The sequence below is a fragment of the Collinsella sp. D33t1_170424_A12 genome (assembly GCF_015554865.1).
Classification (GTDB): Bacteria; Actinomycetota; Coriobacteriia; order Coriobacteriales; family Coriobacteriaceae; genus Collinsella.
Map to the genome: position 1 here is coordinate 1 of NZ_JADNJJ010000109.1, position 15421 is coordinate 15421.

At 63.7% G+C, this 15421-nt stretch carries 10 protein-coding genes and 1 pseudogene; 5 read left to right on the plus strand and 6 right to left on the minus strand.

Annotated elements, in window-relative coordinates:
• On the minus strand, positions 1-245 hold a 245-nt coding region (locus I2E26_RS04740; RefSeq protein ID WP_229056415.1), incomplete at its 3' end, for a glutamate--tRNA ligase family protein.
• A gap of 825 nt (positions 246-1070) precedes the next feature.
• On the opposite strand from I2E26_RS04740, the gene metK reads away from it, so the two are divergent.
• The 5 genes from metK (at position 1071) to I2E26_RS04765 (ending at position 8144) form a co-directional block, all read left to right on the plus strand.
• Positions 1071-2363: a methionine adenosyltransferase gene (metK, locus tag I2E26_RS04745; RefSeq protein WP_195419808.1), complete on the plus strand. Its 1293-nt coding sequence runs from the start codon at positions 1071-1073 to the stop codon at positions 2361-2363.
• A gap of 368 nt (positions 2364-2731) precedes the next feature.
• Positions 2732-5137, plus strand: a complete 2406-nt coding sequence (gene priA, locus I2E26_RS04750; RefSeq protein ID WP_229056417.1) for a primosomal protein N' — start codon at positions 2732-2734, stop codon at positions 5135-5137.
• 11 nt (positions 5138-5148) lie between these two features.
• Complete coding sequence (def, locus tag I2E26_RS04755) at positions 5149-5685, plus strand: peptide deformylase (protein WP_147588203.1); 537 nt, start codon at positions 5149-5151, stop codon at positions 5683-5685.
• 102 nt (positions 5686-5787) lie between these two features.
• Positions 5788-6708 (plus strand): methionyl-tRNA formyltransferase, encoded by a 921-nt coding sequence (gene fmt / locus I2E26_RS04760; RefSeq protein WP_195419809.1) that lies wholly within the window; start codon positions 5788-5790, stop codon positions 6706-6708.
• 11 nt (positions 6709-6719) lie between these two features.
• Positions 6720-8144, plus strand: a complete 1425-nt coding sequence (locus I2E26_RS04765; protein WP_370551447.1) for an RsmB/NOP family class I SAM-dependent RNA methyltransferase — start codon at positions 6720-6722, stop codon at positions 8142-8144.
• A 101-nt stretch (positions 8145-8245) separates the two neighbouring features.
• Here the strand turns inward: I2E26_RS04765 and I2E26_RS04770 are convergent, their stop codons facing one another.
• The 5 genes and pseudogenes from I2E26_RS04770 to glgC form a co-directional block, all read right to left on the minus strand.
• Positions 8246-8506, minus strand: a complete 261-nt coding sequence (locus I2E26_RS04770) for an FmdB family zinc ribbon protein (protein WP_195419811.1) — start codon at positions 8504-8506, stop codon at positions 8246-8248.
• Between the two features lie 99 nt (positions 8507-8605).
• Positions 8606-11920: a 4-alpha-glucanotransferase gene (locus I2E26_RS04775; RefSeq protein WP_195419812.1), complete on the minus strand. Its 3315-nt coding sequence runs from the start codon at positions 11918-11920 to the stop codon at positions 8606-8608.
• 176 nt (positions 11921-12096) lie between these two features.
• Positions 12097-14061 (minus strand): glycogen synthase GlgA, encoded by a 1965-nt coding sequence (glgA, locus tag I2E26_RS04780; protein ID WP_229056416.1) that lies wholly within the window; start codon positions 14059-14061, stop codon positions 12097-12099.
• Positions 14062-14158: 97 nt separating this feature from the next.
• Complete coding sequence (gene glgD / locus I2E26_RS04785; protein WP_195419813.1) at positions 14159-15265, minus strand: glucose-1-phosphate adenylyltransferase subunit GlgD; 1107 nt, start codon at positions 15263-15265, stop codon at positions 14159-14161.
• Positions 15266-15269: 4 nt separating this feature from the next.
• Positions 15270-15421: pseudogene (gene glgC / locus I2E26_RS04790) on the minus strand (glucose-1-phosphate adenylyltransferase); the annotation flags it as partial.

A 15421-nucleotide genomic window follows, 5' to 3' on the forward strand; every position in this document is an offset into this window, starting at 1 on the left:
GGGCCGAAATCGCCGCCGACCTCGGGGCCCTCGTCCCAATCGAGGCCCAGCCAGCGCATGGCGCGCAGGATGATCTGGGTGTTCTCGTCGGTTGAGCGCGTGGGGTCGGTATCGTCGATTCGCAGGATGAAGGTGCCGCCGTTGGCGCGGGCGAAAGCCCAGTTGTAGATCGCGGTGCGGGCGCCTCCGATGTGCAGCTTGCCGGTGGGCGAGGGCGCGAAGCGAACGCGGACGTTTGAGCTCATGGACTGCTCCTCTTGGTCGATACTCTTATTCATTCAAGGACTATACCGTATAGATCGTCGCTTATTATAAACCGCAGATGCGAGACTTAAACCCGCTGTGTCGAGACGCCGGACGTATTGTCAAACTATGCACATTCCGACATCGGTTCGAAGGGGGCGGCGGAATGGAGGCGTTGGAATCATGCCGGCATCACGCGTCCGCATCGGCGGCATGCTACGCTCGAGAGCCGATGCGATATGCTCGGGGCGCTGGCGCAGCTTCTTTGGATCGGCGCGCGTTAAAGCCGCCGCTCGCGGCATGGGGTCCTTATTGCGAGTTGATTGAGAAGCCGTTGACGAGCCCCTGTAGAGTGAAGGCGGGAGATTGCGAAGCAAGCGGGTGCAGAATGCATATTTGCTCGTTGTTGCTGCATATTATTTGTTTTGTATTTGCCGCATGCCTTCTTGTACAGGGTTGTCGTGGCACTAATTGCAGGTTTTGAGTCTTTTGCCAGCGGAAAACCGTCCTAGATTCGCACATTAATGGTGATTATTGTCAGTTCTGCCATTTGAGGACGGCGCGCTTCAATTGAATGGGGTTCAACAAGACTGACTATGTGGACATCTGAGGATTTAAATAGCTAATGGAAAGTATGCATCGATATTTTTAGACTCATTTTCTGCATTTGGTGCCAGGCGACCATCGAGATGCCTCGCGCGTTTGCGTCATTACCGTGGTGTGGTCCGAAGTGCCCTGGCTACGTGACGCGGATGCCTATACTTATTTCGAAAGATGCCCGGCGGAATGGTAACGGTCGCCGGGCGCAATTTTTGAAAGGGGCTTCTATGCCAGATACTAATCGTTCCACCGAGGAACAGCTGAACGCTTCGCGTTCGTTCGTTTTCACTTCCGAATCGGTGACCGAGGGCCATCCCGATAAGATCGCCGACCAGATCTCGGATGCCATCCTCGACGCGATCCTCTCCAAGGAGGCCGAGCTTGAATCCAAGGGCTACGTTGCCCCCAACGGCGTGCCCGCCAAACTCGAGAACGCTCGCTGCGCATGCGAGACGCTCGTCACCACCGGCAGCATCATCGTTTCGGGTGAGATTCGCACCGAGGCCTATATCGACGTGCAGGCCATCGCGCGCGATGTCGTGCGCCGCATCGGCTACGATCGCGCGAAGTTCGGCTTCGACTGCGAGACCTGCGGCGTCATCAACATGATCCACGAGCAGAGCCCCGACATCGCGCAGGGCGTCGACGAGTCCTACGACGTCCAGGCAGGACGCACCACCGACCCGCTCGACCTCATCGGCGCGGGCGACCAGGGTATGATGTTCGGCTACGCGTCCAACGAGACGCCCACGCTCATGCCCATGCCGCATTACCTGGCGAGCCGCCTCGCCGAGCGCCTGGCCGCCGTCCGCCACGACGGCACGCTGCCGTATCTGCGTCCCGATGGTAAGACTCAGGTGACCGTGCGCTACGAGGACGGCCGACCCGTTGCCGTGGAGACCATCGTGATCTCCACCCAGCATGCTCCCGAGATCGAGTCGATGGACTATATCAAGTCCGACCTCAAGGCCCATGTCATCGCCCCGGTCATGCATGAGGCGGGCGTGGACTGGGATGACGCCGAGCTCTATGTGAACCCCACCGGCCGCTTCGTCGTGGGCGGCCCCATGGGCGATACGGGTCTTACCGGCCGCAAGATCATCGTCGATACCTACGGCGGCTACGGCCGTCACGGCGGCGGCGCGTTCTCGGGCAAGGACTGCACGAAGGTCGACCGCTCCGCTGCGTACGCGGCGCGTTGGGTTGCCAAAAACGTGGTCGCCGCCGGCCTCGCCGACCGCTGCGAAGTCGAGCTCGCCTATGCGATCGGCGTCGCGCACCCGCTGTCCATCATGGTCGATACCTTCGGTACCGCCAAGGTTGACGAGCAGGTTATCGAGAACGCCGTGAAGACCGTGTTCGATCTGCGACCCGGCGCGATCATCCGCGACCTCGACCTGCGTCGTCCCATCTACGAGAAGACGGCCGCCTACGGACACTTCGGGCGTGAGGACGCCGATTTCACGTGGGAGCGCTGCGACCGCGTGGACGAGCTGCGCTCCGCTTGCGGCCTGGCGTAGCGCCGCGGTCTCGATTCCGGCAAACGTGCCTCAAGGGCGCTGCCTTCGCTTCAATGCGGAGCAGCGCCCTTTCTTGTTGATGAGGCGTGGTTGCCTGCCAGCGTTTGGAGCCCGCATCGGCTGGCCGGGACCATCACGAGCCCGTAGCTCATCTATGGTCGCAGTATGTTCGGAGCGTATGGGTATGGAACGCTGAACCTATAGTGCGTGTAGTGTTTTCTCGTGGAAACTCGGTGCGGTGGGCATCGCGGGCGGTTGATTTCGGCTTCTGGCGTACGCTTGTTTGGAGTCGCGGTAGGGAGGGGAGCGAAGTGGCCGAGCAGATGACCTTGTTGGAAGATGTTTCGTCGTGTTGCGATGATTCCCGTATGCAGCTTTCCGATATGGGTGCGAGCAACTCGTGCTTCGCTGCGGTTGTGGTGGACATTCCTTCGCGCGCGCTTTCCGAGCCGTTTGCTTACGGGGTGCCCGAGCATCTCGCCTGCGATATCGAGCTCGGCTGTACCGTTCTCATCCCTTTTGGGCGCCGCGTCGCGCTCGGCTATGTGATCGATATCGCGCCTGAACTCGACGAGCTCTCGTTTGCCGAGGGCGTGAGCCCCGCGCGCGTGAAGCCCTTGCGCGCGATCGTCGCCGGTTCGTCCTGTGCATCGTATTTCGCCGAAGCCGCGCTGTGGATGAGCGGGGAGTATGTGGCATCGCTCGCCGAGTGCTTGAGGCTTTTCCTGCCGCCGGGCGGCACGCCGCGCCTGAAGCGCCGAGCCGACGGCACCTACGAGGTCGAGCCGCCGGCGGTCGCCGAGGCGCGCGAGCGCGTGGTGTCCCTCACCATCGATGGCAACACCTACGTGCCCCCTGCCAACGCTACGCGCCAACGACAGCTGCTCGCCGCCTTGTCGTGCGGCCCCGTGACCACGCGCGAGCTCAACCTCCTCTACACCGATCTTTCCGCCGCTATCCGCACGCTTGAGAAGAAGGGTGTGGTGCAGGTCGAGGAGCGCCGCGCCTGGCGCCGCGCCGATAGCGGGACCTCGCTGTCTTCTGCCTGCGCCGTGCAGCCCCGGCAGCTCACCGCGGGGCAGGTGGAGGCGCTCGACGCCATCGAGCACGCGCGGTGCGAACGTGCGGGATCGGTGGTGCTCGTCGACGGCGTTACGGGGTCGGGTAAGACCGAGGTCTACCTGTCCGCCATCGAGCGCGTGCTGGCTGACGGGGGAGAGGCGTGCGTGCTGGTGCCCGAGATCTCGCTGACCGCCCAAACGGTGGGCAGGTTCCGCTCGCGCTTCGGCGAGTCGGTGGCGGTGTTTCACTCCCGGCTGTCTGCGGGCGAGCGCCTCGACCAGTGGGATATGGTTCGAACCGGAGCGGCGCGCGTCGTGGTGGGTGCTCGCTCCGCGCTCTTCTGCCCGTTTCGCAACCTCAAGCTCATAGTGATCGACGAGGAGCACGAACAGTCGTACAAGCAGGGTTCCGCCCCGCGTTACCATGCGCGCGAGGTGGCCGCGCATATCGCGCGGCGCCTGCGGATTCCCTTGGTGCTGGGGTCGGCCACCCCTTCCGCCGAGGCGCTCGGGCGCTGTGCCGAGGGCTCGTACCTGGGGCAGCGTTGGCAGCGCGTGGAGATGCCAGAGCGGCCCGGAGGCGCGGTGCTGCCCCGCGTCGTCGTGGCCGATCTTCGCCGCGAGTTCGCAGCGGGCAGCCGCTCCATGTTCTCCCAGGTGCTCTACGACGAGCTCATGGGTGTAGCCGAACGTGGCGAGAAGGCTGTGCTGCTCCATAACAGGCGCGGTTTCGCCCCGTTTCTCATGTGTCGCGAATGCGGGTGCGTGCCCACGTGCAAGCATTGCTCCACCGCCCTCACCTACCACGAACGCACGCACACGCTCGAATGCCATACGTGCGGTGCGACCTACCACGTACGGCCCTATCCCGCCGTGGGCTCCGCCTGCCCCAAGTGCGGCAGCAGGTATCTCGCCAAGATGGGCCTGGGCACGCAGCAGGTCGAGGACGCGTTGCGCGCCATCATGCCGCCGCATGTGCAGGTCATCCGCATGGATGCCGACTCAACCAAGGCCAAGGATGCGCACAAGCAGCTGCTCGAGCAGTTCGACGCCGCCGAGTGCGCGGTGCTGCTGGGCACGCAGATGATCGCGAAGGGCCTCGACTTCCCCGAGGTAACGCTCGTGGGCGTGGTCAACGCCGACTACGCGCTCAAGATGCCCGATTTCCGTGCGCAGGAGCGCGCCTACGACCTGCTCGAGCAGGTGGCTGGACGAGCGGGGCGCGGCGAGCGCCCGGGTACGGTGGTCATCCAGACCTATCTGCCCGACAACCCGGTCATACGCGCCGTCGCCGGCCACGACCGCTCGTTGTTCACCGCCTACGACCTTGCTCAGCGCGAGGAGGCGAGTTATCCGCCGTATGTGCGTCTGGCGAACGTCGTGGTATGGGGCAGGGACGAGCGGGCTACGCGGGTATACGCCGAGCGCTTCGCCGCGCTGGTGCGCGAGGCGGTGGCCGACGTGTCGCTCGCCTTCGTCGACCCTGTTCAGGAGGGCGAGCTCTCCCTGGCCGACCCCACGCGTTCACCGGTGGTGCTGGGTCCCACGAGCTGCGTGGTCGAGCGTGCTAAAGATCGCTTCCGGTTCCACTTTATGGTGAAGTGCCCGCTGGGGTACCATGTCTCTAGGGTTTTAGGGGAGTGCCTGCGCGAGCTGGGCTCCCAGTCCGATATATCCGTGAGCGTCGACGTAGACGCGTATGATCTTATGTAGGAGGACCAACTATGGAGTGCAACGGCATCGTGCTGTCTCCCGATCCGCGCCTGCGCCAGGAGTGCGCGCAGATCGAGGAGATCACGCCTGAGATCGAGCAGCTCGTCGAGCGCATGAAGCGCGATATGTTCGAGAACGGGGGTTGCGGCCTGGCTGCGCCGCAGGTGGGCGAGCTCATCCAGCTGGCCATCGTGGATACCGAGTACACGTCTGCCAAGGACTATGATCCCTACGTCCTTATCAACCCCGTGATCGTCGAGCAGTCCGATACGCTCGCGCCCTATACGGAAGGGTGTCTTTCCATCCCCGGCATCAACTGCGAGATCAACCGTCCGGACCATGTGGTCGTGGAGGCATACGATCTGGATGGCAACCTCATGCGCTACGAGGCGGCAGGCGACCTGTTCTGCGTATGCCTGCAGCATGAGATCGACCATCTGCATGGCAAGACTATGTTCGAGCGCCTGCTTCCCGGCGAGCGCATGCGCGCCATGCGCGCCTATCAGGACGCCCTTGCGCGCGGGGCCAAGCCCGGCGAAACCGAGTAGCCTTCGTTTCGCGGCGAGCGCGTCCGCGTGCAATTGATGGCTCGGGGGCCTCGTTCGGCCTTCGAGCCTTTGTTTTATCTTCGAGTGGAAGGAAGTGCGATCATGCGCGTTGTGTTTATGGGAACCCCCTCGTTTGCCGTGCCGTCGCTTCGGGCGCTTGCCGCCGCCTACGACGTCGCCCTCGTCATCACCCGCCCCGACGCCGTGCGCTCACGCGGCAAGGTGCTCGAGCCCTCGCCTGTGAAAGCGGCTGCGCTCGAGCTCGGGCTTCCCGTGCTCGAGGCATCCAGGATGACCGACGAGGTGCTCGAGGCGCTGCGCGACGCTCGGGCCGATATCTTCTGCGTTGCCGCCTACGGTTGCATCCTGCCCGACGAGGTGCTCACGATGGCGCCCGGCGGCTGCGTGAACGTGCACGCATCGTTGCTGCCGCGTTGGCGCGGCGCGGCCCCCATCCAGCGCTGCATCCTCGAGGGCGATGAGGAGACCGGCGTATCCATCATGCGTATCGGCCACGGCGTCGACACCGGCGATTACTGCGCGCAGGCCTCGTGCGCCGTTGCGGGCAAGACCGCCGATGAGCTCACGGCCGAGCTCGCGCGGCTCGGCGGCGAGCTGTTGGTGGAGGCGCTGCCGTCGGTGGTCGATGGAAGCGTCGCATGGACGGTTCAGGACGAGAATCTCGTCACGCATGCCGCCAAGATTTCCAAGTCCGAGATGAAGCTCGATCCAGCATCGAGCGTCGAGGCCAACGTCCGCCGCGTCTTCGCCTCTTCCGATGCGGCTCCCGCCCGCTGCGTCGTTGCGGGCAAGGCGCTGCGCGTGCTGGGCGTTGCGGAGAGCGATGTCTCCCAGGTGGCCCCCGGCAGCTTCACGGTTGCGGGCAAGCGCGTGTTCCTGGGTTGCGTCGATGGTGCCTTTGAGCTGCTGGAGGTCAAGCCCGACGGCAAGCGCGCCATGCCCGCCTCCGCGTGGGCTGCCGGCCTTCGCGAGCCGCAGGGTAGCTGGGAGCTTCTGGCGTAATGGGCGCGCACGTGGATTCGTATCGTCGCGCGTCTTCGCGCGAGCATGCCGCGGCGCCCGCTCGCCGCGCGGCCCTGGAGGTTTTGGTTGAGACGGAGCGGCGCGGGGCCTATGCGCGCGAGGTCCTAAAATCGTCCACTGTCTACCTGCAGCTCGACTCCCGTGACCAAGCGCTTGCCCAGCGCCTCGCGCTGGGCGTTACCGCCGCGGTCGGGTGCCTGGACGATCTGCTCAACCAGTTCCTATCCAAGCCGGGCAAGGTGTCGCCCCGTGTTCGCATGGCGTTGCGTATCGCTGTTTTCGAGCTGTTGTATCTGGCAACACCGTCCGAGGTGGCGGTGAGCCAGGGTGTCGAGCTCGTGCGCTCGCAGGCTTCGGCGGCGGCCCCGCTCGCCAACGCCGTGCTGCGCCGCGCGGCCGAAGCCGCTGCGGGATTCCTGGAGGCCGATGATGCCGCCCCCGAGCACCGAGCGGTCGTGTGCGCCGCCCGTCGTTCGGGCCTTCCGGTGTGGCTTGTTCGCGAGCTTATGGCATCGCTCGATGGCGATTGCTTCGAGGCGCTCGTCGGTTCCCAGCTCGAGCCTGCACCCGTGGCGTTTCATCTGCATCCCGCATGCGATGCGGATTCCCTGGTCGCCGATTCCCCTTCGCCCTTTCCCGGCTGCGTCGTCCCCGTGCACCCCGGCGCGCTGCTGCGTTCGGGCTTGCTCGATACCGCGCATGCGGTTGCCTCCGACGAGCACGCGCAGCTCGTGGCCACTATGGCCACGCAGGAGGGTTCATGCCTGGAGATCGGAGCCGGCCGTGGAACGAAGTCGTTCGTCATATCCGCGCAGGCTCGCCGTGCGGGAATCGAGGGGCGCCGTCATGTGGCCGTCGACCTTTTCGAGCAGAAGTGCGCGCAGAACCTCGAGCGCCTGCACGCGGCGGGCTTCGACGACGTTCAGGCGTTCGCGGGCGATGCGACCGATCTGGGGTGCGTGCTGGAGCCGCTCGATCAGGGCGGAGCTCCTGCGCTGTTCGACGTCGTTTTGCTCGACGCGCCGTGTTCGGGTACCGGCACCATGCGCCGGCATCCCGAGATCCCCTGGCGCCTGAGCCGTTGCGACTGCCAGCGCGATCTTCCGGCACTTCAGCTATCGCTCCTCGTCGCCGCGTCTGCGCGCGTCGCGCCGGGCGGTTCGCTGCTCTATGCGACGTGCTCCGTGCTTACCGCCGAGAACGAGGGCGTGGTCGACGCATTTCTCTCGTCCGAGGCGGGCGGCGGCTTCCAGCTCGTCCCCGTTACCGAGGCGCCGCTGTTCCAGCGCGAGGGCTACCGGGGCGCACGCGAGCTTGCAGCCGGCGCGATGACGGCGCGCGGCATGTTGCGGACTTCGCCCGCGACTTCTGCCGCCGACGGTCATTTCTGCGCCCGTCTCGTGCGTCTTTCGTAAGCGTCTGATTCAACGAGTCCCCATCGATACCACGACGCCCTCCCGTTCGCGCTTGCGAGCGGGAGGGCGTTTTCGTGCGCGGTCTTGTTCTCGTGCGGCTGCTAGGCGTTCTGGTGGGGGCAGTTGGCGCACGAGCATCCGGCGTCGGATGCGGGAGCCGAGGTCGCGGCGGTACTGGAGCCGCCGCTGCGCATGTCGGTGTTGTAGAAGCCGCTGCCCTCGAACTTGATACCGCTGGCGCTGAATACCTTGTCGGCGGGGTTGCCGCAGCGGGGGCAGGTGATCGCAGGATGTTCGGTCATGCCGTGCTCTACCTCGAATACGGTGCCGCACGACGTGCAGCGATAATCATAGCGTGCCATGGTCGATGCCTTTCTATAAGCAAGATTTCGCCCGCCATGGGATGGATCCCCGGCGGGCGATGCGTTGTACGTGTAGTACTTTACCCGAAGTTACGCGTTCTAGTGCTCCGATGTGCTGGAAGCATCGTGAAAGCGTCCCGCTTCATGCAAGAGGTTGGCCACTGATCGCTCGGCGGCTGCCAGTTTTTCCTCGTCCGCCTGCCAGTTCCAGTTTCCCTCGGCGATACCCGGCTTGTTCATGCGGGCATCGTCTCCCAGGAGCATGGCGTCTTGCAGCTGCATCATGACCACGCGGGCGTTGCTGCCCAGGGAGCGTGCGAGTATCTCTCCCGAGAGGTAGCGGGCGCTGGCGTCGTCGTTGTCGGAGCAGAAGGCGCGGCCCACGAAGCCCGCGAGTGTCGAGGTGTCGTGCGTCGAAGTGTACAGCACCTTGTCGTTGTGGGGGCATATCTGGTGACGGATGTCGTAGTCTGCGAACTCCAGCACGTCCATGCCCGGGAAGCCGCAGCTCGCCACCAGTGCGCGAACGGCGGGCGTGAGCAAGCCCAGGTCCTCGGCGATGAACGGCAGGGGGCCGAACTCGCGATAGGCGTGCTCGAAGAACTCGATGCCGGGGCCGGGCAGCCAGCGTCCCTCGGCGCCGGAGCAGCCCGCGGGGATACCGAAGTAGTTCTGGAAGCCCAGGAAGTGGTCGAGGCGCACGTAGTCGTAGAGCTTGAACGAACGGCGGAGACGCGCCATCCACCATACGTAGCCGTCTTGCTTCATGCTCTCCCAGCGATAGGTCGGATTGCCCCACACCTGGCCCGTTGCCGAGAACCTGTCCGGTGGAACGCCGGCGATCTCGTAGGGCTTGCCATCCTTGCCAAGTGAGAACATGCCCGGTTCCGACCAGGCATCGGCCGAATCATCCGACACATACATGGGGATATCGCCGATGATGAGGATGCCGCGCTCGTGAGCGTAATCGAGCATCTCTCGCCATTCCTGGTCGAAGCGGAACTGCGCGTACGCGTGGAACTCCGCCGTTTCGGCAAAGCGCTCGTCGGACAGCATGCCGATCGAGTAGCGCTGCTGCTCGGCGGGCCAGCAGTGGCGCGATGCACCCTGATGCGACTCCTTGAGCGTCATATAGGCGCAGTAGGAGTCGAGCCACTGCTCGTTCTCGCGGGCGAAACGGAGGTATTCAGGGCTGGTGAGGCCGCCTGCGTTCTTGAACGCGGCGAACGACTGGCGCAGTTCGCTATCGCTTTCGACTAACAGGTTGGTGTTGCCCGCGAACGCGGAGGGGCCCGCATAGGGGGAGCCGTACGAATCGGTGGGGTTGACGGGCAGCACCTGCCAGTATCGCATGCCCATGGCGGCGAGGTGGTCGATGAAGCGCTTGGCCGGTTCGCCGAGCGTGCCGGCTTCGCCGCGCTTGTTGGGAATCGAGGTGATGTGGGCGATCACACCGGCGCCGGGTTCGAGGGGCTTTTGCAGACGTGAACGCTTGTGGCCGTAGATGACCGAGGATCCCATGGGCCACAGCTTCAGCTCGGCGCAGCCGTCGGCTTCGCGAACGAGGTCGTCGCCGTTCAACAGGTCCACGGCTGTATCGTTTTCGATGGGGACGCGTACGACGCGCGTGTTGGACAGACTTCGGTTGATGAGGACGCTCGCGATCTGGCCGTCGGCGCTGCGGCGCTTGATGCATAAGACGTCATCGTTTAAGGCGCTTGCCTGCAGCGTGCCGTCGATGAGGAACGGCAGCGCGCGGCGTAGGCCCGATGCGTTGCGGATCATGGTGAGCATGTCGCGGTCATGGATGTCGGCGTCTTCGGGAAGCGTGCGGCGGTTGCCGGGGTCGGACAGGCCCTCCAGGCAGAACTCGTCGCCGTAATAGATTGAGGGAACGCCGGGCAGCGTCATCTGCAGCAACGTCGCCAGCCAGAAACGGCCTTTCGCGCGGCCGATGGAGTTCTCGTCCAGGCGGAAGCGGCCGCGTTCGAATTCGGGGAGCCGCGATTCATCCGGACCATCGCCCAGGACCGAGGCGATGCGCGGCTTATCATGGCTGCCGAGCAGGTTGAGCGCGCAGCGCAGGGCTTCGGGCGGATAGTTCTCGCGCAGGGTCTCGATATGCTCGGCAGCCTGGTAGGCCGTCTCGCCGCCCAGAAGGAAGCCGAGCACCATGTCGCGGAAGGGGTAGTTCATGGCCGAATCGAGCTCGTCGCCCTGCAGATAGGCGCGCAGCTTACTGTAGCTGATCTTATTCGAGGCGTCCTCCCAGACTTCGCCCAAGAGCAGGCCGTCGGGGCATTCTTCGAGCAGCGCCGTCTTGATGTTGCGGATGAGATCGTCGGTCAGCTCGTCTGCAACATCAAGACGCCAGCCCCGAGCGCCGGCGCGCAGCCATGTGCGAATCACGCCGTTTTCACCCAGGATGAGGTCTTGTACCAGCGGGCTTTCTTCGTTGAGTGACGGCATGTTGCCGATGCCCCACCAGGCGTCGTACGATCCGTCCTCGTGGAAATGGAAGGCGTCGTGCCAGGGCGAGTCCTCGTTCTCCCAGGCGCCCTCGGTTGGATAGTTGCCAAATCGGTTGAAGTACAGCGAATCGTCGCCGGTGTGGTTGAACACGCCGTCGAGGATGATGCTGATCCCGTGCTCGCGCGCATCGGCTGCTAGACGCTCGAAATCCTCTTTCGTGCCCAACATGGGGTCGATGGTGAGGTAGTCGCCCGTGTCGTAGCGATGGTTGCTGGCGGCCTTGAAGATTGGGTTGAGGTAGATCGCCGTAATGCCCATCTCCTGGAGGCGCGGCAGGTCCTCGCGGATGCCCTCGAGGGAGCCGCCGTAGAAGTCCCAGGTGCGGATCGAGCCGTCGGAGGCTCGGTCGTAGGCGGGCGGGGTGTTCCAGTCCCACACGATGCGCTTGCCCGGCCCCTTGCGAGGCACGTCGACCTCGGCGGTAGCGCGCTCGCGCCAGGCGGCGTCGCGGCGGTAGCGATCGGGAAAGATTTGATATACCATGCCGCGCTCGTACCAGGTGGGGCGGATTGCACGGTGCTTGTAGACGGTAATCTGGAACGAGGGCGCATCCGCATAGCCATATACCGTGCCCTCGCCGCCTGTAGCGCTCTCGGGTGCGCCCAGGTAGAGCCGGGTGCCGTCGGGCGCATCGATGATGAAGCGATACCATACCAGGACGGGATCGGGGCAGGGTAGGGACACCGTATAGCGGCCGCCGCCTCTGTGCTCGAGGGGGAGCAGGGTCTCGCCCTCGCCGTCGATCCAGGTTCGCAGGGTGATGGACGTTCGCGAGGCATCGCAGTCGATTGCCTGGACGGCGAGCTCCACCGTGGTTCCGGCCACGACCGCGCCGTAGGGTGTGCGGCAGGTCGCAAGGCGGCTGTTGTGAATGAAGTTCATGATTGTTGATCCTCCTACATTCGCGCGGTCGGGCGCTGCGCGAAAGGGGGCGCTTGCAGGTAACTATCCAATTATAGACAATTCGGCGGTTTACCTAGGTACAGCGCAAGGGTATGCCCCCGAACTCAGGCGTGCTGGATCCGGGGGCATCGATGCTCGATGGTTAAGGGTGCGGCCTAACGACGCTTCGCGGTCTTGCGCGCGGCTGGAACCTTCTTCGCCGCGGGCTTTGCAGCCGCCACCTTGGGATCGACGGCCTCCACGGTCGTTGTCCCTGCCGGGGCGGCGGACGTGGTGTCTGGCGCCGCGGTCTTCGCGCGGACGGTCGTCTTGCGTGCGGTGGTCTTAGGGACGGCTGGTTTCACCTCGGGCTCGGCAGCGGGTTCGGCTGCGGCGGCTACTTTCTTGGTGGTTACTGCCTTGCGAGTGGTGGTGCGCTTCGCTGCGGGTTTGGCGGCGGTCTTGGTTTCGTTTGCCGCTGCGGTATCAGCCGCTTCTGCGGCGGCGGCAGCCTTCGTGGCGCGCTTCGTGGTAGCGGAGCGCTTGGTTGCGGCCGCCTTGCGTGCAGCGGTCTTCTTGGTAGCCGGCTTCTTCCTGGGTTTATCGGCCTGCACGGCTTCATGTGCGGGCTCTACTGCGGGCTCGGGCTCGACAACGGGCTGTTCCTCCCAATGCGGGACGTCGGGATGCAGCCAGTAGTACAGGTCCATGTACTTGCCGGCCGAGCGCTTCCAACTGAAGTCCTGCTCCATAGCCTGTGTGACCAGCCGGTCCCATGCGTCGCGGTTGTCCCAGAACAGGCGGGCGCCGCGGAATACGGCATCGCCCATCTCATCGCCGTTGAAGTTGGCAAACGAGAAGCCCGTTCCCTCGCCCGTGACGAAGTTATAGGGTATGACGGTGTCTTTCAGGCCGCCCGTCTCACGGACGACGGGCAGGGTGCCGTAGCGCATGGCGATCATCTGCGACAGGCCGCAAGGCTCGAACAGCGATGGCATGAGGAAGAGGTCGGAGCCGGCGTACATGCGCTGAGACAGCGCTGGGTCGAACTGGATGCAGGCCGCCATCTGGCCGGGATACTTGGATGCAAAGTAGCGAAGCGCGTTTTCGTATTCCTGGTCGCCGGTTCCCAGAACCGCCACCTGTACTCCATTGGACAGGATGCGGTCGAGTGAGTACGTGACAAGATCCATGCCCTTCTGGCGCGTGAGCCGCGTGACCATGGTCATGAGCGGTTGGTCGGTTCGAACGGTAAGACCGAGCTCTTCCTGCAGTGCGCGCTTGCATACGGCTTTGCCGGTTCGGTCGGATACGGAGTAGTTCTGCGCGATGGCGGGGTCCGTTTCGGGGTTGAAATGGTCTACGTCGATACCGTTGACGATACCCTGCAGGCTTTCGCGCCTACGATGCAGCACGCCATCGAGGTTCTCGCCGTAGGCGGGCGTTTGGATTTCGCCGGCATACGTGGGGGAGACCGTGGTGATGGCATCGGTGTAGTTGAGCGCGCCCTGCATGTAGTTGACGGCATCGGGGCCGCAGGTCAGTTGGAATGCGGCGGCAGGGATATGTGCCATGCCGCAGATGTCTTCGAGCACCTTGGCGCTAAACTGGCCCTGGAACGCGATATTGTGGATGGAGAACACGGTCTTGATGTTCTCGTATAGCGGCAAGCCCTGATAGAACTCGCGGAGGAACACCGGAGCCAATGCGGTGTGCCAGTCGTTGCAGTGCAGGATGTCGGGTGCGAACCCGTCAGGCAGGTGCTGGATGCTTTCGCAGATGGCCTTGGAGAAAAACGCGAAGCGCTCGCCATCGTCGAAAAAGCCGTACGGGTAGTCGCGGCCGAAATAGCGCTGGTTATCGATGAACATATACGTGACGCCGTTGTGCACGAGACGCAGCAATCCGCAGTACTCGTTCCTCCAGCCAAGGCTCACGTAGAAGCTCGTGATGAATTCCATCTGGTCTTTGAACTTCTGCGGAATGGTGTTGTAAAGCGGCACCATGACGATCGTCTCGGCCCCAGCCTGGTTGAGGGCGGCGGGCAGAGAGCCTGCAACATCGCCCAAGCCGCCTGTCTTCACGAACGGCGCTGCTTCGGCGGAAGCGAACAGTATATGCATTTTCTTGGAAATGGTCATGCAAGCTCCAATGGTTGGGAGTTAGGAAATCGCCGCCCGAGTGGTCGAGCGGCGATCTTCGGTGAATTCAGCGCGTTCTTGCCTGTCCCTGCCCGTGCTAGCTCAGCGGGACCTTGGGAACGACGAGCGTGTCGTCGGGCGTGCCGCGCAGTTCGGTGTTGGCGGGAATGACGTTGTTCTTATCGATGATAGCGTTATCGACGCGTGCGCCGCGCTTGATCACGCAGGACTGCATGATGATGGCATTGCTGACGCTCGCACCGCTTTCGACGACGACGTCGCGCGACAAGATGGAGTTGCGCACGGTGCCCTGGATGTGGCAGCCGGCCGAGATGAAGGAGTTGCATGCGTTCGAGCCGGTTGCGTATTTTGCCGGAGCGACGTCGTGCGCCTTCGTCATGACGGGACGGTCGTGCGTGAAGAGCTGGTGCATGATGTCGGGGTTGAGCATCTCCATGGAGCGCTTGTAATACGTCTCTTCGTTGAACATCCCGACGGCGAGACCCTTGAATTCGTAGCTGCACACATCGATGCGACCGAAGTCGTCCTGGATGGCCTCGAACAGATCGAGATAATCGGCGCTGGCATAGCTCTCGCAGATATCCAGCACGACATCGCGGCTGATGACGAAGCAGTCGAGGAACTCGTTATCGCCGTAGGAGCAGCCGTGGTCGACGGCCTGGACTCGTCCGCAATCGCCGATGTTGAGGCGGGTGGCGTCGTCCACATCGCGGTCGGCGTGCGTGTAGATCATGGTGATTCCGGCGCCGCTGCGCTCATGCGCGTCGATGACATCGGAGAGGTTCATATTGAAGACGATGTTGGTTGCGCTCATGACGACATAGGGTTCGCTCGCACGCTGGAACATCATCTTGTTGGCGATGATGTCGCGGAGCAGGAAGCGCAGGCCATGCTTTGCAGTGCCGTAGGCGCTTCCCTGGAGCAGGAATAAACCGCCCTTCTTGCGGTCAAGCTCCCATTCACGGCCGCTTCCGAGGTGGTCGACGAGCGAGCGGTAGTTGCCGGGAAGCACGACGCCTACGGTGCGGATACCTGCGTTCATCATGTTGGACAGCGGGAAGTCGATCAAGCGGTAGCGCCCCATGAAAGGACAGCTGGCCAGGGGACGGCTTTCAAGGAGCGTGCTTTTATCCTTGCTGGTGTAATTAGCGGTGATATATCCGATTGCCTTACGATTGACCATCGGTTCATTCCCCCTTTCCGATGACGACGTCGTTTCCAACGACGGCCGTATCCTTCGTAGAGTCAACGCTGCCGAGCTTGACGCCTTCTTCCACGATGGCGTTCTCGCCCAGGATCGCGCGCACGACATGTGCGCCGTCCTTTACGATGGCACCGG